This is a genomic window from Dolomitihabitans soli, assembly GCF_022213955.1.
In the GTDB taxonomy this organism is placed as follows: domain Bacteria; phylum Actinomycetota; class Actinomycetes; order Streptosporangiales; family Streptosporangiaceae; genus Streptosporangium_A; species Streptosporangium_A soli.
In genome coordinates this window covers 173,017-197,322 of record NZ_JAKNTW010000009.1, presented here as the reverse complement: position 1 = coordinate 197,322, position 24,306 = coordinate 173,017, and the positions used below count along the sequence as shown (strand labels likewise).

Sequence of the window (24,306 nt, the reverse complement as noted above, 5' to 3'; positions counted from 1 at the left end):
CCAGCTCAGCGCATCATCGCCATTCAGCTGCGCCAAGCTCGGGCTCGACCCGCCGCGCAGATAGTCCTGAGGTCAGCGCGGACGCGGACCGGCTCTGAACAGCTTCGCGTTCTCCCCCGCCCACCGGTCGAACGTCACCGGCTCCCGGCCCAGAATCTCCCGCACGTCATCCGTCCCCGGATGCGGCTGCGACGCCCATGAGGTCAGCAGTTCCACGTCCGCTTCGCCGAGCCCGGCCTGCCGCAACCGCTCGCGCGCCTGCGCGTCGCTGATCTCCACGAACTGCAGCCGTCTGCCCGTCGCCTCGGCGATCGCGGCCAGCCGCTGTCGCGGCGTGATCCCCTCAGGACCGGTCAGCGCGTACGAGCGGCCCGCGTGCCCGCCCAGCACCAGTACGGCCGCCACCACCGCGCCCACGTCCGCCTCGTGCACGAACGCGCTCGGCACATCACCGTACGGTTCCCGCACTTCGCCCGTCTCCCTGAGCTCCTCGGCCCACGTGCCGGTGTTTCCCATGAAGTCGAGCGCCTCCAGCCGGGTCCACTCCACCCCGCTGTCCTCGAAGGCCCGCTCCACCGGCCCGACCGCGCCATTCCACAACAACGTCACCCGCCGCACGCCGGCCTTCCGCACCACGTCGGCGATCTCCGGATCCGTCGGCGTGCCACCGGCGGCGGCCAGCAGATGCGCGCCGACGACGCCCTCCAGGGCGGCGGCGAGGGCGTGAGGGTCGCCGACGTCCCCCTTCACCACCTCTACACCCTGCGGAAACACCGCGGCGCCGGGGTTCCGAGTCACCGCGCGCACCCGCTGCCCGGCCTTGAGCAACTCATCGACGACATGCCATCCGGCCTTGCCGGTGGCTCCGATCACCAGGTATGTCATGCCTCCCGACGCTAGACGGGCCGTACAGCCTCCCACTATCGGACTTTTGGCCTAGGCCACGGCGCCTGGTGCTGTGGGATGGTGGTCACGTGACGTTGGAGGACCTCGTCCGGCTGCGCCGGGCCCGTGACCTGATGGACCGTGACTACGCGAAGCCGCTGGACGTTCCGGCGATAGCACGTGTCGCTCTCATGTCGCCGGGCCATTTCTCCCGCAGCTTTCGCGCTGCCTTCGGGGAGACGCCGTACGGCTACCTGATGACGCGCCGGATCGAGCGGGCCAAGGCGCTGCTGCGGCGGGGTGACGTGACGGTGACGGATGTCTGCTTCGCGGTCGGCTGCACATCGCTGGGGTCGTTCAGCTCGCGGTTCACCGAGCTGGTCGGCGAGAGCCCGAGCTCGTACCGGGCCCGCCGTCATGACGAGGGGGCCGCCATCCCGGCCTGCGTCGCAAAGATCTACACACGACCGGTCAGGAATAGAGAAGCGAAAGCTGCCCTCCGCCCGTAGCGTGAAATGCATGGACATCAAGCTTTCAACGTGCTTCATCGCCGTCGACGACCACGACAAGGCGCTCACCTTCTACCGCGACGTTCTCGGCCTGGAGGTGCGCAACGACGTCGGCTTCGAGGGGATGCGCTGGGTGACCGTCGGCGCGCCGTCACAGCCCGATGTGGACATCGTCCTCGAGCCGCCCCTCGCGGACCCGAACGCCTCGCCCGCCGACAGGGAGGCCATGGCGGAACTGCTGGCGAAGGGCCTGCTGCGCTCTGTCATCTTCAGCACCGACGACTGCGACGCCGCCTTCGAGCGCATCCGCGCCGCGGGTGGCGAGGTGTTGCAGGAGCCGATCGACCAGCCGTACGGCGTCCGCGACTGCGCCTTCCGCGATCCCTCCGGCAACATGCTGCGCTTCACCCAGTCTCGCAAGCAGTGAGCTCTGGTCCCGCGAACCGGACGCTACCGGCCTACGAAACGCCCTGAAGTTACAGCGCTTCCCCACTTACGTAGGAGGCCACTCGCTGCCGCAAGGTGTTCGCCCGCGGCGCGTAGTCCTAATCTTCACGCTCGGTGGCGTCGCCGCCCTGAACGTGGTCGGAATCGCCCCCGCTGTCACCCAGCCGCTGCGATGGCCCTCCTATGGATTCTTTGGTTCGACAGTCGGTAAAATGTTGTGCGAGTAAAGCAACTCTTATTGATGTCCGGCCGAAGATGAGGATTCACATATGTCGACCGGCTCCGATGATCATTCAATGCGGCGATCGGATCTCGCTGCAGCCGTGGTAGGCGCTGAGGACTATTTGAAGTCGCCGGTGCACCTTGGCCGCGCGCTGTCCGGGTCCATCGTGAATACGGTCCACGAGATCCGGGTCGACGGAAAGCGCATGATCCTCAAGTTTGGCGAGGAAAGCGGAATCAAGCGAGAGTACGCCGTTCTGCTTGAACTCAAAGGACGGCGCCTTCCAGTGCCGCGCGCGGAGCTCGTGAAGGCATCTGCCGGCGGTCCCGGTGTTGTGCTGCTGATGGATGCGTGGGATGGGGCTGCGGCCGAGGAGGACAGCCCTGCGTTGGTCGGTGCCGGAAGGGCTCTGCGACACCTGCACAGCTTGGAGAAGAACGGATTCGGGCCCGTCGATCCCAGTGCATCTGAAGTTCGAGGCTCTTACTCCAGCTGGTCTGCCTATGTCGACCACCTGTTGGAGCGAGCTTGGAGTCGAATCCCGGAGGCCGTACTGGATGCGGAACTGCGCGGCTTGATACTGACCGTGGTACAGGAAAGCGCGGACTCGCTATCCCATCCCGGCAACGGCGTTCTGTTGCACGGCGACCTCGCTCCTAGGCACGTCTGGTGCCATGACGAACGATTTGTTGGACTTATCGATTGGGGTGATGCGATGGTGGGTGATCCGGTGTTCGACATCGCTCGGGCGTCGCTGGCAGGGCCGACAGCACTGAAGTTGCTGATGAGCGGGTATGGCCAGGAAGTAGAATTAGACGCCCGATTGCTTTCCCTTTATCGCTTGCTGTGGTCCCTTTCGGCGTTGACGGGCGAGTGCGAGGCAGGTGGCGATTGGCTGGAGAGCTACCTGAATATCATCATCAAAGAAGCCGCTGCTGGGTAAAGCGGCCATTTTCCGGCAGCGGTATGTACAACCACGCTGGTTGAGCGCTCAGCCAGGTGAGGCGAAGCTCCGTGTTCAGGCCCGGGAGTTGAGGGTTGGCCGAGTCCAGAGGCTGAGGTCACTGCTGGTGGCGACTGCGAGGGTGCGGCCTGAGGGCGAGAATCCGGCGGCGCGGAATGTGGAGTAGTTGGCGTGGAAGATGTGCCACCAGCGCTCTCCCGGTGGGTCCTTGTATATGTCGCCGCCTGCCGAGAGCAGGACGCGGTCGTTGGGCCATTCGGGGCTGACGACATTGAGGGCCCAGCCGTCCGGGGTGGTGCTGTGGAGGCCGCCGCCGAAGAGGCCGGCGATGTGCACCCGGGTGCCTGCGATTGGCCCGAGACCGGGACAGGTGAGATCTGGGGAGACGTCGGGTGTGTCGGGGTCGGGATCACGATCCCGCGCGATCTTCTCGCCGGTGACCGCGTCGAAGAGCCCGTGGCCGTCGCTGGAAACGACCATGACCAGATCGCGGCTGCTCTCCGGATGGACGGCGAAGCCGATGCCCAACAGGCCGCCGATGGGCGTTCTGTTGTCCAGCACCGGATGCCAGGGCGCCGGGGCCTGGAGGACGGGAGCAGCCAGAAGGTGCTCGCGCAGCCGTTGCTGATAGTCCGAGATCAACACATCTCCCTGTGAGGCCGCGACCCGTCATCAGGCACGAATCCGCCAACTGAAGTTGGGGAGAGGCTACGGGTTCCGCTCGCAGATCCGCTCGGGCCAACTACCCCCGGCCTGCTGACCAGTGAGGCCCCAGCGACGATGCATGCACGTGCAGGACTGGGGCCTTGGAGTCGCGCCTGAGGGCGGCTCCCAACTGATCGACGTGGCACCGGAGGCGCAATCGCTCGCCTTGACGGGAAGCACGTGGCCGCTGAATACTCGGTTCCGAGTGATAGGAGGCGATCTCTTGGTTTCGAGTAATCGGCGTGTCGGGTCCAATCCGTTGGGGCTGGCGGTGCTGGGGCTGCTTATCGAGTCCCCGATGCATCCCCATGCCCTCGCCACGACACTGCGGGAACGCGGCTTGGACCGGGTGTTCAAGGTGACCACCGGGTCCCTGTACGACGTGGTCCGGGCACTGGAACGGACCGGCTGGATCGAGGTGCGGGAGACGGTTCGCGTCGGCGCCCGGCCGGAGCGGACCGTCTACCAACTCACCACGCTGGGGGGTGAGGAGTTCGTGCGCTGGGTGGACGACTTGATCCGCGTTCCAGCTGATGAGTATCCGAAGTTCATGTCCGCGGTCAGCTATCTCGGCGCGCTCGGACCGGACGGCGCGGTGGCGGCGTTGCGCGAGCGGGCCGGCCGAGTGCGCACGTCGCTGGAGGAGCTCCGGCAGGGGCACCGCGAGGTGCTGGAGGCCGGCGAGGTGCCGCGGTTGTTCGTCGTGGAGGCCGAATACGCGGTGCGGATGCAGGAGGCCGAGCTCGGCTGGATCGAGGAGACCATCAACGAGATCGAGACGGGCCGGCTGCCCTGGCCCGAGCCGAAGACCGGCGAGGGGGCTCAGTGAAGCCACGAGGAGCTGACGGTTCGATGACGGTCATGGTGGCCGGGGCGGGGCCGGGCGGGTTGATGCTGGCGGCGGAACTCGCGCTCGCCGGGGTCGAGGTGACAGTGGTCGACCGGTTGCCGCGACGCTCGCCGTACTGCCGTGGTTTCACCCTCAATGCCCGTAGCCTGGAACTGCTGGATCGGCGCGGTGTCGTCGACCGTTTTCTGGGCGAAGGCCCGGCGGTGCCGTACGGCATGTTCGCCGATCCGAGCCGGCCGCTGGATCTGACCGCGATGGACACCGATCACGCGTATGTGCTCGGCATCGCGCAGACGCGGGTGGAAGAACTCCTGGAGCAGTGGCTGGCCGAGCTGGGCGTGCCGGTGCGCTGGGGGCACGAGGTCGTCGGCTTCGACCAGGACGGCGACGGGGTCGATGTGACCGTCCGGGTCGGCGGCGAGCACGAGGCCAGGCGGGTCGGCTACCTCGCCGGTTGCGACGGCAGCCGCAGCATCGTACGCAAACTCGCCGGGATCGGCTTTCCCGGCACACCGGCGACCGCGTTCGGCCTGCTCGCGGACGTGAACCTGGCCGACCCCGCCGACCTGCCGTACGGAGTGACGGAAGGCGAGCGTGGCACGGTGTTCGTGATCCCCCGGCCCGGCTATGTGCGGATCGTGCTCGACGAGCCGGCGCCGCCCGCCGATCGTGACCAGCCGGTCGAACCGGCCTACTTCCAGCAGGTGCTCGACGAGACGCTCGGCCGCCCGGTGGGGCTTGCCGATCCGCGCTGGCTGACCAGGTTCTCCAATGCGGCCAGGCAGGCGGATCGCTATGTCGCGGACCGCGTCGTACTGGCCGGGGACGCCGCGCACATCCACCCGCCGGCGGGGGCGGTGGGCGTGAACGTGGCGTTGGCGGACGCGGTCAATCTCGGCTGGAAGCTGGCGGCCACCACGCTCGGGCACGCCCCGGACGGCCTGCTCGACAGCTATCACCAGGAGCGGCACGAGGCCGGGGCGCGCGTACTGCGGACCACGCGCGCACAGGCGATCCTCGGGCGGCGCGATCCCGAACTCGATCCGCTGCGGGACCTGTTCGGCGAACTCACGGACCTGCCACCGGTCGGCAGATACCTCGCCGAACTGGCGACCGGGGTGAGCACCCGCTACGACCCGAGGATCCCCGGCGACAATCCGATGCTGGGCAGGCTCGCCCCGAATCTGAAGCTGATCCTCGGCGACGAGGACACCACCGTCGCCGAACTCCTCCGGCCTGCCAATCCGGTGCTGATCCAGTTCGGCGACCGCGCGCTGCCGGCAGACGCGGCCGGCAGGGTGGACGTCTTCCGCGCCCGCTGCCCCGAGCAGCCCGACCTCGAAGGGCTGCTGATCCGCCCCGACGGGCACACCGCCTGGATCTCGACCACGACCGATCCGCAACCCGCCGACACCCTCGCCACCGCCTTGACCACCTGGTTCGGCGTCCGAACGCCCCCATCCGGTGCGTGGCGGACCCGCCGTTCGCCAAAAGGCGCCGGCTCTGCGTGAGTGATCGAGCTCAGGGCGAGGCACGGTTGCGTGTACTCGCCCTGAGCCTGTACGGCGTTACTTGCTGTAGTTCTTCCCGAGGGCCTTGCCAGGGATCGGCTTGGCGATGAGAGCGACGGGGATGAAGAAGCAGATCTGGCCGATCGCCAGGGTGAGCGTCCAGAGCGCCTTGTCGTCGTAGTGGGCGGATGCCTTGGCGTACAGCTCGTCGGGGACTCGCTCCCCGAACGGGTTCGCGGTGAGGACCGCCTCCACGAGCTCCAGAGCGACCCGTTCGGCGTCGGTGAAGTAGGGGGCGTCCTGCCATGACGCCACGGCGGTGATGCGCTCCTCTGTTTCCCCTGCTTTGCGGAGCTCGCCGGTTTGCCGGACGGCGTGGTAGGTGCTGCCGACGATCTGCCCGGCGCGGAGCTGCACCAGGTTGACGGTGGTCTGCGGAATCGAACCGTTCCGGGTGGCCTTGGTCATGGCTCCGGCGATTGTCGCCACCTCGGGAAAGAACTGGACGGGGTCGGGCAGACGTGACTGAAAGTTGTCCTGCTCGGCCGTCGTGGGTGTGGACATCACGAGGTCTTCCTTTCTCGATTCCAGCGGTTCTGAGGCTTGCGACCTGGTGGGTGCGGGGACGATCACACGTTCCGACGCGGGTTCTCGACGGCGATCCGCTTCCCGGCCGGGGTCGCTGAGCCTTCCTCCGTGTTGGAGGGTGTCTCAGCAGTCCGACGACACAACCCCGCGAAAGGTGAGGCGACCCGCCAACCTGCTACGAACCGATGCGATCCCCGAGCCGATGCCACAGACCGGGCAGCCGTCCCGAGCCGTGAGAGCTGCCGCCGCCCCCGGCCGCCGGCCGAAGGGGCAGCACGAGGGCCAGCGCGCCCGCGGTCAGCAGGCCGCCGGCGAGGAAGGCGCTGCGCACCCCCAAGAGGGGCAGGATGACCCCACCGGCGAGGGCGCCCGCGGCCACGCCCACGTTGAAGGCGGCCGAGTTCGCGGCGAGGGCGATCTCCGTACGGCCCGGCGCCACCCGCAGGACCTGGTTCTGGGTGGCCATGAAGACCGGCCCCACCGAGGCCCCGAGCAGCGCCAGCATGGCGACCGACACGACCCGCAGGTCACCGGCGGCGGACAGCGCGAGCAGCGCCACCGCCTGCCCGGCCACCGGAACCGCCAGCGTTGCGAGGGGGAACCGGTCGAGCAGCGGCCCGGTCAGGATGACCGCGGTGATCCCTGCGACGCCGAACACGAGCAGGAGTGCGCTGACCGAGTCGCCGGTGAAACCGCTCGCTTCTCTGAGGAACGTCACGACATAGGTGAACGCCACGAACGCTCCGGTCGCCGACAGGACCGTGGTCGCCAGCACGATCGCGAACCGGCGGGGGTCCGGGGTGACACCGCGGGCTGCGTGCCCCTCCTCGGGCCGCGAGGTCGGCAGCAGGACGGCGACGATGACGAGCGAGACGAGGGCGAGCCCGCCCAGCACCAGGAAAGGGCCCTGCCAGCCGGCGTGCCGTCCCAGCCAGGTACCGGCCGGGACGCCGAGCACCGAGGCCAGCGAACCACCGAGGGACAGCACGCCGATGATCCGGCCGCGCATCCGCGGCGCGAACAGTCCCACCGCCACCGGTCCCATCACGGCCCAGAAGAGCGCCTGGGCGGACGCGGTCGCCACCCGGGCTGCGAGTAGCGCCCCGTAGGAGGACGCCAGCGTCGGCACCAGGCTCGCGAGGACGAGTACGGCCAGCAGGCCGACGAGCAGATACCGGCGAGCGATCCGGTGGGTGAGCCGCGCGACGGGCAGGGACAGGACCGCCACCGTCAGGCCGTACCAGGTCACCAGGTGGCCGACGGCTGACGGTGACACGCGCAGGTCTGCGGAGACGAGTTCGAGCAGCCCGATCGGCAGGTTCTCGGTGGTGTTGAAGGTGAAGGCACCCAGCATGAGCGCCGCGACCACGGCGACCGCGCGCCAGGAGACGACAGAGGTGCAGGAGGATGGGGGCACCCGGCAAGAGTGCCGAACCGGCGACGCCCCTTCTACTCTTTCGGATACGGACGAATCACCGCTAACTGACCGGGAGGGCCGGGTGCCGCTGCGGATGCGTCTCGGCGTCGAGGATGTGCTGCGATGCCGGTTCGCGGTCTCACCGCTCTGCCAGACGCATGAGGCGCTGCGAATGCTGCGGCGGCCGGAGCGGCACGGCTACCACCGTGCGTGGCTGCGGCGCATGCAGGCCGCTGTGGCGGGACTCGACCTGGCCCGCATGTGGCTGTTCATGCCGCCGCGTGGCGGGTACACGCCGGACTTCCTCGGAGCACCGCCCGAGGTGCCGTCCGCCTCGTTCGCCGACGAACTGGCCCGTATGCGGTCCACCGACCCCGCCATGGCACATACGGAGATGGCCCGCTCGCTGGCGTGCACACCGGGCGCCACCGAATCTCCGGAAGGCAGGCGGGCGCTCGCCGACCCCGCGCGAGCGGTACGGGAGCTGGCCGATCTCACCGAGCGTGCCTGGCATGCGCTGCTGGCACCGCACTGGTCCGGGGTGCGGGCCCTGCTGGAGGCGGACATCGCCTACCGGTCAGGACGGCTGGCGGCAGGCGGGTGGGAGGCGCTCTTCGCCGACCTGCATCCGGATCTGGCCTGGACGGATCACACCCTCGTCCACCACACCCCGCACGACTACCCGGCGGCACAGCAGGCGGACGGCCGGGGCGTGTTGATGGTGCCCAGCGTCTTCGTCTGGCCAGACGTGGTGAGCGGCTTCGCCGCGCCGTGGCAACCCACGGTGATCTACCCGGCCAGGGGCGTGGGCACGCTGTGGCAGGACCCCGCCGCGGGGGTGACGAGCGCGCTCGTCCGGCTCGTCGGCCGGACCCGGGCCGCCATCCTCGCCGACCTGGACGGACCCGCCTCGACGACGGCGCTCGCCGCTCGCCACTCCATGGCGCCGTCCTCCGTGTCGGCCCACCTGTCGGTGCTGCGCGACGCCGGGCTGCTGACCTCACGCCGGCACGGCCACCAGGTGCTGTACGAGCGCTTGCCGCTCGCCGTGGCACTGCTGGCGGCCGGACCGGCGGCTCAGGGCTGAGCCTGCGATGGTGCGAGAGCGTGATGGTGCGGGAGGGGTGTCAGCGGTGGCCCAGCACGTTGACCACTCGGCCGTTGGGGTCGCGGACGAAGAACCGGCGCACTCCCCACTCCTCGTCCTGCAAGGGATGCACGATCTCCGCCCCGCTCTCCCGCATGACCGCATAGGCCGCGTCGACATCGTCCACCTCGACGCTCAGGTCGGGGGTGACCGATGCGGTCTTGTCGCCGGCAATGAAGCTGACCTGCGCTGTCGGGCTGGACGGGGAAGCGAGCGTGACGATCCAGCCGAGGTTCATGACCTCTTCGAAGCCCAGCAGCCCATAGAACTCCCGGCTCTCCGGCACAGCCTCTGACCGGACGTTGGGCACGACACGGCGAACGGCCATCGACGACTCCAAACGATGAGACTCCCTACGTGAACATGCCCTAGCAGCCGGGATAGGTACCGAAGCTCCAGAGGTTGCCCTCCAGGTCGCGCACGGTGAAAATACGGTTCCCGTAGTCCTCGTCCTTGATCTCCCGTACGACCTTCGCTCCGGACGCGGTCGCGCGGGCGTAGACGGCGTCCGGGTCGTCGGTCACGACGTAGATCGAGCCGCCGCCGGACGGCTGGGCGCACTCGTCGGCCGCGTCGACCGCGCCGATCATGATCCCGCCGGCACCGGATGGCCAGCCGATCTCCACATGCAGGGTGTCGTCGTCGCTACGGCGGGTCCGCTCCACGAATCCGAACGCGTCGACGAGGAAGCCGATCGCAGCGTCCGCGTCGCGGAAGGACAGGCAGGGCCACACTGAGGGACGGTCAGTACTGCTGGTCTGCGTCATGCGGCCCATCGTCGCCCAGGGCCGCGTCCACGTCTTGTACGGATGGGAACTCCGCGAGCCATTGCGTCGCGGTGAGGTCGCCCAGGGCGCGGAAGTCCCGCGCCAGGTGGGCCTGATCGACGTAGCCGCACTGGACCGCGGTGTCGGCCAGCGACAGCCGGGGCGGGGAGCGCAGCAGGCGCCGGGCGCGTTCGAACCGGATCACCCGGGCCGCCGCCTTCGGTGGCAGGCCGATCTCACGCTGGAACCGGTTGTTGAGGTGTCGGCGACTCCAGCCCACCTCCCGGGCAAGCGCGCCGATCCGCAGGTTCCCGGAGGTCTCGGTCAGCCGCCGCCACGCCTGCACCACCTCGGCCGGCGGCTCGCCGCGGCCGTCGTCGACCAGCCCGGACAGCGTGGTGTCCAGCAGCCGGAACCGGTGCCGCCACGTCGGCGCGGCGGCCAGCCGTTCGACCAGCTCACCGGCCCGATCGCCGAGCAGATCCGGCAGACCGACCACGTCACCGGCCAACTCGCCGGCCGGCAGTCCCAGCAAGGTCCGGGCGCCTCGCCAGGTCACATCCAGTTGTAGGCCGTGCTGCCGGCCGTCGTGCGACATCACGACCGGATCGTCGTGCAACCCGCCGGCCACGGACACGAAGGACGCGGGCCGACGTCCGACGAAGTCGAGCGTGCCGGACAGGCAGATGATGAGCGTCAGATGCGTGGACGGCAGCCCATGATGCAGCCCCGGCGCACCGGACCAGCGATACCCCGAGTACCCGGACACCAGCCCGCGTAGCACCGGCGCCGCCCGCCTCCACACATACTCCGACATGTGCCCAGGCTAGGACAGCACGGATCGTCGCTGCCGCGACCAAGCAGGACGATCTCCGGTCGCGTCTGCCCGACCCCATCCGGCTCATCCCCGAGCCGGCGGGTAACGCCCAACAGGCCCCGTGCCTCATCCCGAGCCCGTTCCAGGTCGATGCGCAGCCGGCCAAGCTCAGCGGTGGCACCAGGGCAAGGGCCAGAGGCGGTCGGCCAGCCCCAGGGTCGCGTGATGGCAGGCGCGCGGGATCATGGAGAGCCCGAGTCCGGGCCCGTCGTCCGCGAGGGCCGTTCGGCAGGCCCCGGCGATGACCCCGTCGTAGTCATCGCAGATCGTCTCAAGCCGGAGCGACGTGTCCACGGACCGCCCGCGCGCGGGACCGGCGGGACCGACGGCGGGCGGGCGCCGGGCCGGGAGAGGTCGTCCGCGGGGGATCATCACCCGGCGCGCCGACATCTTCTCCCTGACGGCCCTGGGCATGGGTTCGGCCACCGCCGGCGGGATGGTCACCGGCGACGCCATCCGCCCGCCATGAGGAGGGGGCTTGGGGGAGGAGACGGCCGCCGCCGCAGGTGGTTGTTCGCGGTGCAGCAGCACGCCGAGCCACACGTTGGCCCCCGCCGACAGAGCCAGCAGGAGGGGCGTGAGCAACGGCCCCCGCCGCCGGCCCGCCCGAGGCCAGACCGGCACGCCTCGTCCCACCGGAGGTTCGGGACCGCTGCGAACGTAGTAGCCGGGTGGATAGTCGTCTCCGTCCGGCAATACCGCCACCTCCTCCTGGCCTCCTGCCGGACCCACGGTAGCCGGACGATCACTCTCAGAGGCGATGCCTCGCCGATCGCAGGAGCCGACACCGAACCCGTGACCCGTACGCGATTCCGTGACGACTCGGGGCAACTGGTTCAGCGTGCCCCGGCAACGCCGGGCCCCTTGACGTACGGAACCGCGTAACTCCTGGCGTTCAGGGAAGTTACCCTGGGTAGTCGTAAGGCGACAGTGAGGGACGTCGGAGGATGGCTCTGGATGACACCCCCGGGAGCGGGACCCGGCCGCGCGGGCTGAGGGGCGAGGCGGTGACGAGGGCGGGGCAGGTGCTCGCCCTCGCGCTCGGGGTCGTCATGCTCGCCTTCCTCGGCCTCGACCCCGGCCCAGCCCCCGAGGAGGAACAGCCACCGCAGCCGGCTCGGTTGAGCGGCGCCCAGGCCGGCCAGTGCCTGACCGACGACTGCCGGATCATGCGCATCGTCGACAACGTCCAGGCGTACTGGACCAGGGACTTCGACGAGCCCGGCGACCAGTCGTACCGGCCCGCGCAGCCCGTCCTGTTCACCGAGACGATCGACACGCCGTGCGGGCGCACCACGTCGACCGGCGGCCCGTTCTACTGTCCCGCCAACCGCCGGGTCTATCTCTACCGGCCCTTCTTCGAGGCCCTCCAGCGCGACCACGGCGTCAGGGGCGGCCCGCTCGCGGAGGCGTACATCGTCGCCCACGAGTTCGGGCATCACGTGCAGGGCCAGCTCGGCATGCCGCAGGGCGACTCCCTGAGGATGGAACTGCAGGCCGACTGTTTCGCGGGGACCTGGGCGAAGAATGCCGTCCAGTCCGGTTTCTACGTCGAACCGTTCTCGTCCAACGACATCCGGCAGGCGTTCCAGGCGGCCAAGGCCGTCGGCGCGGCCATGTTCGGCAGGCCGTCCGGCCCGCCGCGCGACCCCGACTGGTTCGTGCGCGGCGCCTTCGACCAGCGCGTGAAGTGGTTCACCCTCGGCTACCAGAGCGGTGATCCGATGCGCTGCGACACCTTCTCCGGCGACATCTGAGCATGCCTCCCCCTGACCAGGGCAGTTTCCTCGCAGGAGGAGCCATGGACTTCAGGGACGACGCCAAACTCGACAGTTCACAGGTGGAGGACGCCGGCGGACGCGGCGGATTCCGCAGGGGCGGACTGGCCATCGGCGGCGGCCTCACCGGGATCATCGCGCTGATCGCGGCCCTGCTCCTCGGCCTCGACCCGGGTGACCTCACGGGCGGGGAGCCGGCCGGGCTGGAACCCACGTCCAACCTGAACACCGAGTGCAGAACCGGCCAGGACGCCGACCAGTCGGAGAAGTGCCGGGTCGTCGGGGTCGTCAACAGCATCCAGGCGTACTGGGCCGGCGCCTTCGCACAAGGCTCTTACCAACCGGCCAAAACCGTCCTGTTCTCCGGCAACGTGCAGACCGGCTGCGGCGCGGCCGACTCCTCCGTCGGCCCGTTCTACTGCCCCCGCGACCGGCGCGTCTACCTCGACCTGACCTTCTTCGACCAGCTCCAGAGCCGCTTCGGCGCGAAGGGCGGCCCGTTCGCCCAGGCGTACGTGATCGGCCACGAGTACGGTCACCACGTGCAGAACCTGGTGGGCACCCCGAGGGAGGACTCCGTACGGCTGGAGCTCCAGGCCGACTGCTACGCGGGTGTCTGGGCCGACAACGCGGTGCAGACCGGGTTCTACACGAGGAGGTTCACCGACGCGGACATCGAGGAGGCGCTGAGCGCCGCCGCGGCGGTCGGCGACGACCGGATCCAGGAACGCACGCAGGGCCGGATCGACCCGGAGGCGTTCACCCACGGCAGTTCCGAGCAACGCGTGAAATGGTTCAAGACGGGCTACCAGAGCGGCGATCCCGCCGCCTGCGACACCTTCTCCCAGCCGATCTGACCTGCCGAAAGACCCCCGGAGAAGCGGAGCATGCGGATCTTCTCATAAACTTCATAGCGTGATCTTCAAGCTGGTCGGCGACGGACGGCCTTATCCCGAACACGGACTCTCGCATCGCGAGTGGGCCCAGATACCTCCACGACAGGTCCGGCTCGACTCCCTGATCACCACGAAGGCGGTGCTCGACCTCCACTCACTCCTCGCCAAGGACTCCACGTTCTACGGGGATCTCTTTCCGCACGTGGTCTTCTGGCAGGACGAGTACTACCTGGAGGACGGCCTGCACCGCGCCCTCCGCGCCGCCCTCCACCAGCGCTCCGTCCTGCACGCCCGCGTCCTGGAGCTCCCCCCTGCCCCGTGATCCGCAGCGTCCTCACGCCGGCCCTGGAAGAAAGGTCAGTGACCACCCGATTCCGCGGTCTCCCGCGGCAAGCATCGGGCAGCGTAACCGATGACTTCCGCGGGCAAGGCAGGCGGCGGGGCTGCACCGTTCGCGTCCAGTCAGTCTGACGGGACGACCTTGCTTCGTGCGGTTGACGGCCTGGTCCTTCGTAACCGGGACCACAGCAAGGCACCGGGACCCGGACGCGAAGAAGCCCGCTCCCATGGGGAACGGGCTTCGGTGTCACTACGGGTGAGCGTGGCGGTGGAGGTGGGATTTGAACCCACGGAAGGTTGCCCTTCACACGCTTTCGAGGCGTGCGCCCTCGGCCACTAGGCGACTCCACCGTCGAGAAGCCTACCGGAAAACGAGGGGTGGTCGTTACCTGCGTCTGGCGAAGAAATCCCTGAGGACGGCGGCGCACTCGTCGGCGAGGACACCGGGGATGACCTCCGGGCGGTGGTTGAGCCTGCGGTCGCGCACGACGTCCCACAGGGAACCGACCGCGCCGGCCTTCTCGTCGATCGCGCCGTACACGATTCGGTCGACACGGGACAGTACGGCGGCGCCGGCGCACATGGTGCAGGGTTCCAGGGTGACGACGAGGGTGCAGCCGGTGAGCCGCCAGTCGCCACGGGCGCGCGCCGCCGTACGGAGGGCGAGGATCTCTGCGTGCGCGGTCGGGTCGGCGGCGGCCTCACGGTCGTTGCCGGCGGTGGCGAGCACGGTCCCGTCGGTGTCGAGCACGACAGCGCCCACGGGGACCTCGCCGAGTGCGGCCGACCGCCCGGCCTGGGCGAGGGCGAGCCGCATCGGCCCCTCGAAGGACGTCACCCCAGGTCCCCGGCGAGCGACCCGGCCACGGAGCACCGCCGGTCGCGAACCTCCTGGACGCCACCCCGAAGAACACCACGCAGACGGACGCCGCGTACACGGACATCACGCAGGCCGACACCGCGCATCTTGGCACCGCGCATCTTGACGGCGTGGCACGGACCGACAACGTGGCGCGGACCAACAACGTGGCGCGGACCGACGGCATGGCGCGGACCAACAACCTGGCGCGGACCGACGGCGTGGCGGGGACCAACAACCTGGCGCGGGCCGACGGCGTGGCGCGATGCGGGGGGCATCAGCGCAGGCGGTCGAGTTCGTCGGCGAAGGAGAGGCGTTCGGCGATGACGGAGAGGGTGTCGGCGGGCAGGACGCCCTCCTCCATGCTGAGCTCCAGCAGCTCCTCGGAGCTCAGCCCCAGGTCGCTGAGCAGCTCGAAGTCGCCGGCCGGGCGTACGCCGAGGTCGGCGGCCTCCTTGTCGGGGGCGACGCCGGCGAGCTCGGTGAACAGGGCGCCGAGGGAGTCGGTGAGGCCGGCCTGGGCGTCGGAGACGAAGACGCGGGGCTCCGCGTCGCCCTGGTAGCGGGCGATCGCGAACCATTCGTCCTCGACCTCGACGCAGAGAAGGGACAGCTCGTCGCCGTCGAGCCCGAGATGCTCCTGCACGGCGTCGCTCAGGTCATCGGCGAGCTCGGCGTCGCCGAGGTCGACTTCCGCGCCGCTCCATCCCGCCTCGGTTCTGACGAACGCGGCGGAGAACAGGCTGTGGCCGGAGGGTCTGGAGGGCATGACTAGCTCCCGAGGTCAGCCGAACACCGAGTCGAGGGCGCGTTCGAACGGCTCGGAGAATCCCAGCCGCGCGGCGATGCTGGAGAGCATCTCGTCGGGCAGCAGCTCGACGTCGCCGGAGAGGGCGCCGAGCTCCATCTCGTCGAGCCCGAGGTCGGCGAAGATCGACAGGTCACCCGCGGGCAGGGCGATGTCCTCGTCCTGGGTGATCGCGTCGAGCTCCTCCTCGTCGGGCACCGGCACGTCGAGGTGGTCGAGGGCCTGCTGAGCCAGCGGCCACTCCCACGACGCGGCGATGTCGGAGAGAAAGAGACTCACCCGCTCGCCGAAGACCCTTAACGCCACGAAGAACTCATCCCCAACGGCGACCAGCCCAATCGTGCCGCTCATGCTCGGCTGCTGTCGCAACGCGTGGATGAGCCCGTGGAGATCGGAGGTGAGTGCGATGGGAAGCATCGCGGCTTCCCACTGCTCATCCTCGCGATAGACCACGATGGCGAAGTCGAGTGCATCTTCGTCTGTCATCGTCACCCCACCGACGTGGTCCCTTTCGGTTTTCAATCGTCCCAGAAGCCTCTCACGACCGTAGGCTCCTCCGACCAAATTGTGATCAAAACCGGGTGTGCCACCGTGCCCGTACCGTCCAGGCACCTCACCGGCTACCGTGGAGGCCCATGAAGACCCTCGTCGTCGACCACCCGCTCGTGGCCCACAAGCTGACCGTGCTGCGAGACGTGCGCACCGATTCGCCGACGTTCCGGCGGCTCGCCGACGAGTTGGTCACCTTGCTGGCCTACGAGGCCACCCGTGACGTGCGCATCACCGACGTGACCGTGCAGACGCCGCTCGCCCCCGCCCACGGCGTACGGCTGGACCGTCCGGCGCCGCTGGTGGTACCGATCCTGCGGGCGGGGCTCGGCATGCTCGACGGGATGACCAGGCTGCTGCCGACCGCCGAGGTCGGCTTTCTCGGCATGGTCCGCGACGAGGGCACGCTGACCGCGCAGACCTACGCCACCCGGCTGCCCGAGGACCTGTCGGGCCGGCAGTGTTACGTGCTCGATCCGATGCTGGCCACCGGCGGCACGCTGGCGGCGGCCATCCAGCTGCTCCTCGACCGTGGCGCCGAGGATGTCACCGCGCTGTGCCTGCTGGCCGCGCCGGAGGGGCTCGCCCACCTGGACGAAGCCCTGGCGTCGTCGGGGCGGCCGGTGCGGGTGGTGACCGCCGCGCTGGACGAGCGGCTCAACGAGCAGGGCTACATCGTGCCGGGTCTCGGCGACGCCGGCGACCGCCTGTACGGCGTCGTCTGAGCGGGTCGCCGGCCCGCCCATCTGTGTGGCCCATCTTTCTGCGCAATTTGATGGGAATAAGCATCGCCCACCCCTCTTCTCGTTACATACTGTTGCGGTGTGGGTACTAAGCGTAAGGAACACATCTCTTCAGCGGCCTGGTCGGCCCGACAGGCGCGCACCGGGGAGAACCATGAGCGAGCGAACCGGCGGAGGCTCAGGATGAGGCGTCCCGAGGACGTCGAGCCGGATTCCTATTCGGAGGTCGAGGCCACGCTGCGGGACGAGTTCGCCGGGGTTCATCCGCCGGCGACGGTCACCCGATGCGTGGAAGCGGCCCACTACGGCGCGCTGGAAGTGACGGGCGGTGCACAGCGGGGGCTGGTGGAGCGCATCGCGCGCCGCCACCTCGAGGTCCTCGCCATGGTCGCGACCGAGCGCGGATGAGGGGCGGCCTGGAGACCGGGGTCAAGGTCAGACGCGGTCACGATCAGTTCTCGGCATCGCCCGAGACTCTCGTGGTCTGAGCGCTTTACCCAAGGTAAAGCGCGGGTAATGTATACAGCGGGTGCAGTGGGTGAGTGGTATCGGGAGGCGACCGTGCAGGTCAAGAAGGTTCTTTCGTACGCAGGCATCGGGTTTGTAGCGTTTTTCTTGCTGTCTCGACCTGGTGACGCCGCCGGCGTCGTCAGAGGCGCCATGCAGTCGGTTTTCAACGCCGCCGACTCGCTGGCCCAGTTTGTGGCGCACCTGTCATGAGACTTGTGACCCACGGGGACTCTGCGCCATCGTCGGTCAACCGCTACCTACTCCCCCATGAACAACAAGTCATCATGGTCCGGCGCCACCCTGCCATCCTGCTCCGGCCGGTGGCCGAGGTCTTCGGCGGCCTGATCATCGCCGGCCTGCTCAGCAGATGGCTGAGCAGTACGGCAGGCGGCGAGGCTCTGGTCATCGTCTGGTGGGCGTGGCTGCTGTTGCTTATTCGCTTCGTATGGAAAGTCGCGGAGTGGTCAGTCGACTACTTTGTGGTCACTTCCAAACGGATGCTACTCACCACCGGACTAATCACGCGCAAGGTCGCGATGATGCCGCTCGGCAAGGTCACCGACATGAGCTTCCAGCGTTCCCTGCTGGGGCGCATGCTCGGTTACGGGGAGTTCGTCCTGGAGTCGGCAGGCCAAGATCAGGCGCTCACGAACATCAACTATCTCCCCTACCCCGAGACTCTCTACCTTGAGGTCTGCTCGATGCTCTTCCCTGGCAGCGATGCTTCGGATGATTAATGCCTGATTGTCGGGAATCCCGAGTTGTGATCAAACCTTCACCCTCGGGATTCTTCACCTGGGGTTACCCGATTCCTCGCCTTTATGCAATCATGACGAGAACATTGACCATTACCCCGCCCTGAGAGATCAGATGCCGAGTCAGGGAACCATTGGTGACCGCGTCCGCGGATTGCGGCTGAGCAGGCGGATGTCCCAGGCCCAACTGGCCGGGCCCGACCTCTCCGACAGTTACGTCTCACTGATCGAGTCAGGCAAGCGCACACCGACGCCAGTCGTCGCGCGACTCCTGGCCGAAAGACTCGGCTGCACAACCGAGTTCCTGTTGCACGGCATCGAGCCGCGTCAGCGCATCGACACCGAGCTTGGCCTGCGTCACGCCGAGCTCGAACTCAACCACGGTGACCCGTCGGTGGCAGCCGACCGGTTCGGAGAGATCATCAAGGCCGCGGGCGAGGAGAACGCCATGCTCGCGGCGCACGCACGGCTTGGCCGGGCGCGCTCACTTGAGGCTCAGGGCAAGCTCAGTCCCGCTGTGGAGGCCTTCGAGCGCCTCCGCAGGGAGGCCGCCGCGCACCCCGAGCGTCTCGCCGATCTTCCCCTCACCGTCGCGCTGTGCCGTTGCTACCAGCGAGCGGGCGACACGCTGCGTGCCCGCGACCTGGGAGGCCATGCACTCCGTCAAGTTGCCCGGCTCGGTCTCACCCATGGTGAGGTCGCCGTCGAACTGGCGTCCGCGCTGGTCGAGGCCGGCCCGATCCCCACGCAGCAGAACGGAAACCTGTCCTACGTACGGCAGGTGCTCGCCGACAACGGGGTCCCACCGGCGGTCGACCGCGAGCAGGAGATCCACGCCCTCTGGCAGGCCAGCGTCACTGCCGCCCAAGGCGAAGACTCCGCCCTGGCCGTACGGCTCGCCGACGACGCGATCGCGACCGGGCGGCCCGCCCGGATGGCCGTGCGCCTGGCGCGGATCGCGATGGAGTGGTCCAGGCTCGCGATCGGCGTGACCACCGACGACCACCTCAACGAGGCGAACGACTACGCGACGGCCGCGACGGAGATCTTTTCTGTTTTCTCTGGCACGGTCCACGAACACGCGGCGAGCAAGATCGTGCTCGCCCGGGTGCGCCTCGCGATGGACGATGCCGACACCGCGGAGACTCTGGCGATCTCCGCGCTCGAACTGCTGACCACCACCGACGCGGCCACCGCCGCCGGCGCCCATCTGGTGCTGGCTCAGGTGGCGCTCGGCAGATCTCAGGGTGACGCACTGGGTGCCCTGGGCGACGCCAAGCGGGTGTTGGCGGAGGCGGCGCAACCCGACAGACAGACAGCTCGCGCCTGGCGTGAACTGGGGGACCTTTACGGAAGGGTGGGTGCGGGCGACGATCAGGCCGCCGCATACAACAAGGCGCTCGAAGCCGTGGGCGTACGCTCGTCGCTGACGGGCGTGACGGTCGACTCAGCGCTCGTTCGCTGAAACGGGACCCCTCCTCCGGGCTTGCCCCGCGGGTCTGGAATAATAGGGTTCTACCAGTCATTGACTCATAGGATGATTGGTTACCCCGGAGGAGGCGGACTGTGAGTCTGCGTACGGCTCAGCGGGCTTCCCTCGTCGACCAGGTGATCGACCAGATCAAGGAGCAGATCACATCGGGATCGTGGCAGTTGCACGCCAAGATACCGACGGAGACCGTGCTCGCCGAACAACTGGGAGTCGGGCGTAACACCGTGCGGGAAGCCGTTCGAGCACTGACCCATGCCGGCCTGCTCGACTGCCGCCAGGGAGATGGCACCTACGTGCGGGCCACCAACGAGTTGTCCGGCGCCATGCTGCGACGACTGCGGCAGGCCGAGCACCTTGAGATCCTTGAAGTGCGTCGCGCCCTTGAGGTCGAGGCCGCCCGGCTGGCCGCCACCCGGCGGACCGAGAGCGACGTCAAGCTGATCGAGGACGCGCTGGCCCACCGGGAGCGCGCCTGGGAGGCCGGCGAGCCCAACGCGTTCGTCGAGGCCGACCTCGCCTTCCACATGGCCGTCGTGCACGCCACCCACAACCGGGTGCTGCTGGATCTCTACGAAGACTTCTCCGAGGCGCTCCGCGCCAGCATCACCGCCGCGGGCACCTCGCTGAACAGCACCTACATCCCGCACGACGCCATCGCCAGAGCGATCGCGGCCGGCGACGCCACCGCCGCCGAACGCGCGGGCCACGCGTGCATGGAGCACATCCTCATCGCACTGACCGAGGCATGACGGTCAGCCGCGCATGAACCCCTGATCGTGAACGGACGGTTCCCGCCGGTAGCCGCGTGCGATCTCGTTGAGCGAACTCGCGCACGGCCGCCCGTTCCCCCTCCGCCGGGCGCAACCGCGCCTCTCTCCAGGGCCTCCGCCGCGTCGAGCAGGCTGTCACGCGCTTCCGCGGCGAGATCGCGCTTCGATCCCCGCGGACCTCTCTCAGCCTGCGGTGCAGGCGGCCAACGTAGTCGTCGATAACGCTCGTGCCGGCCACGGTCCTGCCGGCCGTGGCCGTTCCTGACGTCACCTCGTCCCCAGCCGGAGCCCGAGGAGTTCGAACCCGGCGTAGACGTCCCCGCTCGTCACGTTGACGAGGCGTCCGTGGTCCGGCTCCGTCACCGTGACGCCGGTGATGTGCAGCTGCTGTCCATCACCGACTTCCACGGCTAGGCTGCGGGTCGAGCGATCCCTGCGTCTCCTTGAGCAGCCCGAGCATCCGGCGCAGCTGCCCCATGGCGTCCCTGCCGCTGGCGGCGATCGCGTCGAACGCCGCCTCTCCTCCTCTCGGCATGCCGGGCTCCGATCCGCTTGAGAGCTGGGGTCGCGCTCGGACGCGCTCCGCCCCGGACCGCGTCAGCCGAGGCGGAGCGACATCACCAGGTAGCGGAACTCGGGGGCCGCGTCTCCGGGAACCTCGCTGATCAGCGCGGGCCTGGTCGGCGACTCCATGTTGATGCGGGCCAGCTCCGTGGTGACCCCGCCCAGGCCGTCGAGCAGGAACTGCGACTGGAACGCGATCTGCATGTCGTCGCCGGTGAGCTCGGCGTCGAGCACCTCCGCACCCCGGCCGATGTCACCGCCGCCGGCCTGGATCAGCACCTGACCGGAGCTGAAGGACAACCTGATGGCGGTGTTGCGCTCGGCCACCAGGGCGACCCGCCTGATCGCCTCGATGAACGGCGCGACCCGCACGTCGGCCCGGACCGACCAGTCGTTGGTCAGCCGCTTGCGATAGTCGATGAACTGCTCGTCGAGAAGACGGGCCGTGGTGCTCCTGCCGACGCTCTCGAACCCGGCGATGTTGTCGCCCAGGCCCAGCACCACCTCGCCCTCCCGCAGCGACCGGGCCACCTCGACCATCACCCGGGCGGGGATCATGGCGGCCGCGGTCACCTCCGGCCGCTCCGGCCGCCACGCGAAGTCACGGGCCGCGATGCGGTAGCGGTCGGTGGCGGCGAGGGCCACGCTGTCGCCGTCGATGTCGATCCGGATGCCGGTGAGCATGGGCAGGGTCTCGTCACGGCTCGCGGCGGGCGCCACCTGCCCCACCGCGGTGGCGAAGACGCCGCCGCCGACCGCACCGATCCGCTCGGGCATCGTCGGCAGGGCCGGGAAGTCCTCGACCGGCATCGTCAACAGCGCGAACTCGGCGCTTCCACAGCTGAGCAGCGCCTCGGCCCCCGTCGTGGAGATCTCCACCGGCTCGCCGGGCAGGCTCTTGCTGATCTCGGCGAGCAGCTTGCCCGGGATGAGGACCCGGCCCGGCTCGGCAACGTCGGCCTCGATCGAGGCGCGCGCCGACACCTCGTAGTCGAACCCGGACAGCGTCAGATCGTCGCCCGCCTCAAGGAGCAACCCGGACAGCACCGGCGTGACAGGGCGCGCGGGCAGCACCCGGGCGGTCCACGCCACGGCGTCGGCCAGGACATCGCGGTTCACCCGGAACTTCACTTGATCCACCCCTCGTCTCGGACAACCTCTCCGAAGGTAGCGGCTCGCTCCGACATTCAGCCTGCTTGCGCGGCATTCAGATAGGCCAGCACGGCGAGGACCCTCCGGTTGTCGTCGTCGGACGGGGCGAGGGCGAGCTTGCCGAAGATGCTCGCCGTGTGCTTGCCGACCGCGCTCTCGCTGAGGAAGAGCCGCTGGGAGATGGCCGCGTTGGACCGCCCTTCGGCCATCAGCTCCAGGACCTCGCGTTCGCGGGGGGTCAGGCTGCCGAGCGGCTCGTTGCGCGCCTTGCTGGCCAGCAGCTTGGCGATCACTTCCGGGTCCATCGCGGTGCCGCCGTCGGCGACCCTGCGAACGGCGTCGACGAACTGATGGGCGTTGAGGACGCGATCCTTGAGCAGGTAGCCGACCGCCCCGGAGCCGTCGGCGAGCAGTTCGCGGGCATAGAGCTGCTCGACATGCTGGGAGAGCACGAGGACGGGCAGGCCGGGCACCCGCCGTCTGGCCTCCAGCGCCGCCTGGAGCCCTTCGTCGGTGAAGGTGGGCGGCAGCCGTACGTCGACGATGGCGACCTCGGGGCGCTCCTCCGTGAGCGCCTTGAGCAGCTCGGGGCCGCTTTCGACTGCGGCCACGACCTCGAACCCGTGGGCCCGCAACAGATGCACGAGTCCCTCGCGGAGCAGGTGGAGATCTTCGGCGATGACGACTCTCACTCGGCCGGCTCCAGCTTCCGTAGCCTGGTGTTCTGCACGCTCAGCACAGTAGCGGTGGCGAGCAGCGCGAGTCCCAGCACGATCATCGCGGTGATCGTCACCCACCCCAGCGGCCCGGCCGGCCCGAGCCACCCCGCCCAGCGGTCGTACGGCGCGGCGGTGAGCTTGAAGATCGCGGCGACGATGCCGAGCGGGAAGAGCGGCAGTGCGAACGACCCGTAGCAGAAGCACATCAGCACCTTCTTCCACCTGGGCAGGCCGGTCGCGACCGGGGCCGGGGCACTGATCGCCTCGGGCACTTCGAGGGTGACGGCCGTCGGGCCGCCCGGCGGGCTGTGCAGCAGCAGGGTGCCGTCGAAGGACGCCATCCTGCGCTCGATGCCCCGCAGGCCGCTGCCCCGCTCGGGGTCGGCGCCGCCGCACCCGTCGTCGGTGACGGTCACCACGAGCGCCCTGCCGCTCAGGGCGGCCTCGACGGTGACCTGGTGCGCGTCGCCGTGCCGGGTGGCGTTGGTGAGCAGTTCGCTGACCGCGAAGTAGACGGCCGCTTCGACGGGGGCGTCGCACCGGTCCGGCAGGTCGGCGCGTACGGTCACCTTCAGCGGGCTGTCCAGAGCGAGGGCGCGCAGGGCCTCGGCGAGCCCGCGATCGGCCAGGACGGGCGGCTGGATCCCGCGGACGAGCCGGCGCAACTCGGCGAGCGCCAGGGCCGACGCCTCACGGGACTTGGCGATCAGCGCCTCCGCCGCCGCCGGATCGGTGTCGACCAGTTCCTCCGCCGCGCTCAGCGTCATGCCCACCGCCACCAGCCGGGCCTGGGCCCCGTCGTGCAGGTCGCGCTCGATCCGGCGGAGCTGCGCGGCCTGCGACCCGACCGTCTCCGTACGGGTCTCGGCAAGGTGGCGCACCTGGCCGGCCAGGCGGGACTTCTCCGTGGGGCCGAGCAGCCCTCTGAGCCACAGACCGTGCACGCGCAGGATCAGCGGCGCGGCGAGGAACCCCAGCACCGCGAGCGCCGCTCCCGTGGCGACCATGAGCGGCTCTCCGGTGAGCGCGAGCGCCGCGCCGTACACCGGCAGGGCGGCAGGCAGCAGCGGGAGCAGCGGGCCGCCGAAGCAGTAGGAGAACAGCCAGGCGAAGTCGCGCCAGGTCGCGGGGTCCTTGAAGGTCCAGTCGATGCGGAGGGAGAGCTTGGGCAGGCTGGGCGACTTGTAGAGGCTGCGGCCCGATCGGTACCAGCCGTCGGGCTGGCGGACCGGGGGCGGCGGCTTCGGCCGGTACGGCGAGGCGATGGCGACGCCGCACCAGCGCCCGGCCAGCCGTCTGGCGAGACCCGTCCACGCCCGGGTCAGCCAGACGGCGGGAAAGAAGAGGAAGACCATGCCCAGACCGACCGTGCACAGCAGCGCCCCCAGGACGACGACGGCGACCACGACCTGGACCACGCCGATCGCGGCCAGCACGACGCCTCGGACCACAGCGGTCGCGGACCTTCTCAGGAGTGTCATG

The 24,306-nt window shown here is 69.2% G+C and carries 31 protein-coding genes and 1 tRNA gene; 15 read left to right on the top strand and 17 right to left on the bottom strand.

The genetic code is table 11. From position 1 onward, the window contains the following. Positions 1-72: 72 nt before the first annotated feature. Entirely contained in the window at positions 73-885 is an 813-nt protein-coding gene (locus MBA17_RS20875) for an NmrA family NAD(P)-binding protein (protein ID WP_238498192.1), read from the bottom strand. A 134-nt stretch (positions 886-1,019) separates the two neighbouring features. On the opposite strand from MBA17_RS20875, the gene MBA17_RS20870 reads away from it, so the two are divergent. The 3 genes from MBA17_RS20870 (at position 1,020) to MBA17_RS20860 (ending at position 3,007) form a co-directional block, all read left to right on the top strand. Then, the gene (locus MBA17_RS20870) at positions 1,020-1,394 is read left to right on the top strand and encodes a helix-turn-helix transcriptional regulator (protein ID WP_238498403.1); all 375 of its coding nucleotides are present in this window, start codon (positions 1,020-1,022) and stop codon (positions 1,392-1,394) included. Between the two features lie 10 nt (positions 1,395-1,404). Then, positions 1,405-1,821, top strand: a complete 417-nt coding sequence (locus tag MBA17_RS20865; RefSeq protein ID WP_238498191.1) for a VOC family protein — start codon at positions 1,405-1,407, stop codon at positions 1,819-1,821. 289 nt (positions 1,822-2,110) lie between these two features. Then, positions 2,111-3,007 carry an aminoglycoside phosphotransferase family protein gene (locus tag MBA17_RS20860; protein WP_238498190.1) on the top strand — a complete coding sequence of 299 codons (897 nt, stop codon included), beginning with the start codon at positions 2,111-2,113 and terminating at the stop codon, positions 3,005-3,007. Between the two features lie 75 nt (positions 3,008-3,082). Here MBA17_RS20860 and MBA17_RS20855 read toward each other — a convergent pair whose 3' ends face one another. After that, positions 3,083-3,670 carry a hypothetical protein gene (locus tag MBA17_RS20855; RefSeq protein ID WP_238498189.1) on the bottom strand — a complete coding sequence of 196 codons (588 nt, stop codon included), beginning with the start codon at positions 3,668-3,670 and terminating at the stop codon, positions 3,083-3,085. Between the two features lie 268 nt (positions 3,671-3,938). On the opposite strand from MBA17_RS20855, the gene MBA17_RS20850 reads away from it, so the two are divergent. Beyond that, positions 3,939-4,562 (top strand): helix-turn-helix transcriptional regulator, encoded by a 624-nt coding sequence (locus MBA17_RS20850; protein ID WP_455432809.1) that lies wholly within the window; start codon positions 3,939-3,941, stop codon positions 4,560-4,562. Positions 4,563-4,585: 23 nt separating this feature from the next. Then, positions 4,586-6,094 carry an FAD-dependent monooxygenase gene (locus MBA17_RS20845; protein WP_238498187.1) on the top strand — a complete coding sequence of 503 codons (1,509 nt, stop codon included), beginning with the start codon at positions 4,586-4,588 and terminating at the stop codon, positions 6,092-6,094. 57 nt (positions 6,095-6,151) lie between these two features. Here MBA17_RS20845 and MBA17_RS20840 read toward each other — a convergent pair whose 3' ends face one another. Next, entirely contained in the window at positions 6,152-6,658 is a 507-nt protein-coding gene (locus tag MBA17_RS20840; protein ID WP_238498186.1) for a carboxymuconolactone decarboxylase family protein, read from the bottom strand. A 199-nt stretch (positions 6,659-6,857) separates the two neighbouring features. Continuing rightward, a complete protein-coding gene (locus MBA17_RS20835) occupies positions 6,858-8,099 on the bottom strand; it encodes an MFS transporter (protein ID WP_238498185.1) in 1,242 nt (413 codons plus the stop codon). Between the two features lie 82 nt (positions 8,100-8,181). On the opposite strand from MBA17_RS20835, the gene MBA17_RS20830 reads away from it, so the two are divergent. After that, positions 8,182-9,186, top strand: a complete 1,005-nt coding sequence (locus MBA17_RS20830) for an ArsR/SmtB family transcription factor (protein WP_238498184.1) — start codon at positions 8,182-8,184, stop codon at positions 9,184-9,186. Between the two features lie 40 nt (positions 9,187-9,226). Here the strand turns inward: MBA17_RS20830 and MBA17_RS20825 are convergent, their stop codons facing one another. The 4 genes from MBA17_RS20825 to MBA17_RS20810 form a co-directional block, all read right to left on the bottom strand. Continuing rightward, positions 9,227-9,574: a VOC family protein gene (locus MBA17_RS20825; RefSeq protein ID WP_238498183.1), complete on the bottom strand. Its 348-nt coding sequence runs from the start codon at positions 9,572-9,574 to the stop codon at positions 9,227-9,229. A 40-nt stretch (positions 9,575-9,614) separates the two neighbouring features. Then, positions 9,615-10,013: a VOC family protein gene (locus MBA17_RS20820; RefSeq protein ID WP_238498182.1), complete on the bottom strand. Its 399-nt coding sequence runs from the start codon at positions 10,011-10,013 to the stop codon at positions 9,615-9,617. Beyond that, positions 9,991-10,830 (bottom strand): AraC family transcriptional regulator, encoded by an 840-nt coding sequence (locus MBA17_RS20815; protein WP_238498181.1) that lies wholly within the window; start codon positions 10,828-10,830, stop codon positions 9,991-9,993. Before MBA17_RS20815 ends, MBA17_RS20820 begins: the two co-directional genes overlap by 23 nt. A 168-nt stretch (positions 10,831-10,998) precedes the next feature. After that, positions 10,999-11,595 (bottom strand): hypothetical protein, encoded by a 597-nt coding sequence (locus tag MBA17_RS20810; protein WP_238498180.1) that lies wholly within the window; start codon positions 11,593-11,595, stop codon positions 10,999-11,001. Between the two features lie 242 nt (positions 11,596-11,837). On the opposite strand from MBA17_RS20810, the gene MBA17_RS20805 reads away from it, so the two are divergent. From MBA17_RS20805 to MBA17_RS20795, 3 genes are read left to right on the top strand one after another with little or no spacing between them, the layout of a single operon-like run. Further along, entirely contained in the window at positions 11,838-12,647 is an 810-nt protein-coding gene (locus tag MBA17_RS20805) for a neutral zinc metallopeptidase (protein WP_238498179.1), read from the top strand. A gap of 44 nt (positions 12,648-12,691) precedes the next feature. Beyond that, entirely contained in the window at positions 12,692-13,525 is an 834-nt protein-coding gene (gene ypfJ / locus MBA17_RS20800; RefSeq protein WP_238498178.1) for a KPN_02809 family neutral zinc metallopeptidase, read from the top strand. A gap of 58 nt (positions 13,526-13,583) precedes the next feature. Further along, entirely contained in the window at positions 13,584-13,886 is a 303-nt protein-coding gene (locus MBA17_RS20795) for a type II toxin-antitoxin system VapB family antitoxin (RefSeq protein ID WP_238498177.1), read from the top strand. Between the two features lie 280 nt (positions 13,887-14,166). On the opposite strand, the gene MBA17_RS20790 is transcribed toward MBA17_RS20795, so the two are convergent. The 4 genes from MBA17_RS20790 to MBA17_RS20775 all read right to left on the bottom strand — a co-directional run bounded on the left by MBA17_RS20790 (position 14,167) and on the right by MBA17_RS20775 (position 16,056). Then, positions 14,167-14,254, bottom strand: a tRNA-Ser gene (locus MBA17_RS20790). A gap of 34 nt (positions 14,255-14,288) precedes the next feature. Beyond that, a complete protein-coding gene (tadA, locus tag MBA17_RS20785; RefSeq protein WP_238498402.1) occupies positions 14,289-14,720 on the bottom strand; it encodes a tRNA adenosine(34) deaminase TadA in 432 nt (143 codons plus the stop codon). Positions 14,721-15,039: 319 nt separating this feature from the next. Next, a complete protein-coding gene (locus MBA17_RS20780) occupies positions 15,040-15,531 on the bottom strand; it encodes a tRNA adenosine deaminase-associated protein (protein ID WP_238498176.1) in 492 nt (163 codons plus the stop codon). Positions 15,532-15,546: 15 nt separating this feature from the next. After that, positions 15,547-16,056, bottom strand: a complete 510-nt coding sequence (locus MBA17_RS20775; protein WP_238498175.1) for a tRNA adenosine deaminase-associated protein — start codon at positions 16,054-16,056, stop codon at positions 15,547-15,549. A 149-nt stretch (positions 16,057-16,205) separates the two neighbouring features. Between MBA17_RS20775 and upp the strand changes: the two genes are divergently transcribed. The 6 genes from upp to MBA17_RS20745 all read left to right on the top strand — a co-directional run bounded on the left by upp (position 16,206) and on the right by MBA17_RS20745 (position 20,368). Next, positions 16,206-16,844, top strand: coding sequence for a uracil phosphoribosyltransferase (upp, locus tag MBA17_RS20770; RefSeq protein ID WP_238498174.1), 639 nt, complete (start codon positions 16,206-16,208; stop codon positions 16,842-16,844). A 201-nt stretch (positions 16,845-17,045) separates the two neighbouring features. Then, positions 17,046-17,270 carry a hypothetical protein gene (locus tag MBA17_RS20765; RefSeq protein ID WP_238498173.1) on the top strand — a complete coding sequence of 75 codons (225 nt, stop codon included), beginning with the start codon at positions 17,046-17,048 and terminating at the stop codon, positions 17,268-17,270. Positions 17,271-17,423: 153 nt separating this feature from the next. After that, positions 17,424-17,582, top strand: coding sequence for a hypothetical protein (locus MBA17_RS20760; protein WP_238498172.1), 159 nt, complete (start codon positions 17,424-17,426; stop codon positions 17,580-17,582). After that, complete coding sequence (locus MBA17_RS20755; RefSeq protein WP_238498171.1) at positions 17,579-18,109, top strand: PH domain-containing protein; 531 nt, start codon at positions 17,579-17,581, stop codon at positions 18,107-18,109. The genes MBA17_RS20760 and MBA17_RS20755 overlap by 4 nt, the downstream gene beginning before the upstream one ends. A 133-nt stretch (positions 18,110-18,242) precedes the next feature. Continuing rightward, positions 18,243-19,592 (top strand): helix-turn-helix domain-containing protein, encoded by a 1,350-nt coding sequence (locus MBA17_RS20750; RefSeq protein WP_274385712.1) that lies wholly within the window; start codon positions 18,243-18,245, stop codon positions 19,590-19,592. 101 nt (positions 19,593-19,693) lie between these two features. Continuing rightward, entirely contained in the window at positions 19,694-20,368 is a 675-nt protein-coding gene (locus tag MBA17_RS20745) for a FadR/GntR family transcriptional regulator (protein WP_238498169.1), read from the top strand. A gap of 288 nt (positions 20,369-20,656) precedes the next feature. On the opposite strand, the gene MBA17_RS20740 is transcribed toward MBA17_RS20745, so the two are convergent. From MBA17_RS20740 to MBA17_RS20720, 5 genes are all read right to left on the bottom strand, one after another. Then, positions 20,657-20,797, bottom strand: coding sequence for a hypothetical protein (locus MBA17_RS20740; RefSeq protein WP_238498168.1), 141 nt, complete (start codon positions 20,795-20,797; stop codon positions 20,657-20,659). Beyond that, complete coding sequence (locus tag MBA17_RS20735; protein ID WP_238498167.1) at positions 20,784-20,924, bottom strand: hypothetical protein; 141 nt, start codon at positions 20,922-20,924, stop codon at positions 20,784-20,786. The genes MBA17_RS20740 and MBA17_RS20735 overlap by 14 nt, the downstream gene beginning before the upstream one ends. A gap of 62 nt (positions 20,925-20,986) precedes the next feature. Continuing rightward, complete coding sequence (dnaN, locus tag MBA17_RS20730) at positions 20,987-22,084, bottom strand: DNA polymerase III subunit beta (protein WP_238498166.1); 1,098 nt, start codon at positions 22,082-22,084, stop codon at positions 20,987-20,989. Positions 22,085-22,140: 56 nt separating this feature from the next. Next, a complete protein-coding gene (locus MBA17_RS20725; protein ID WP_238498165.1) occupies positions 22,141-22,797 on the bottom strand; it encodes a response regulator transcription factor in 657 nt (218 codons plus the stop codon). Beyond that, complete coding sequence (locus tag MBA17_RS20720) at positions 22,794-24,305, bottom strand: sensor histidine kinase (RefSeq protein ID WP_238498164.1); 1,512 nt, start codon at positions 24,303-24,305, stop codon at positions 22,794-22,796. Before MBA17_RS20720 ends, MBA17_RS20725 begins: the two co-directional genes overlap by 4 nt. Position 24,306 lies beyond the last annotated feature (1 nt).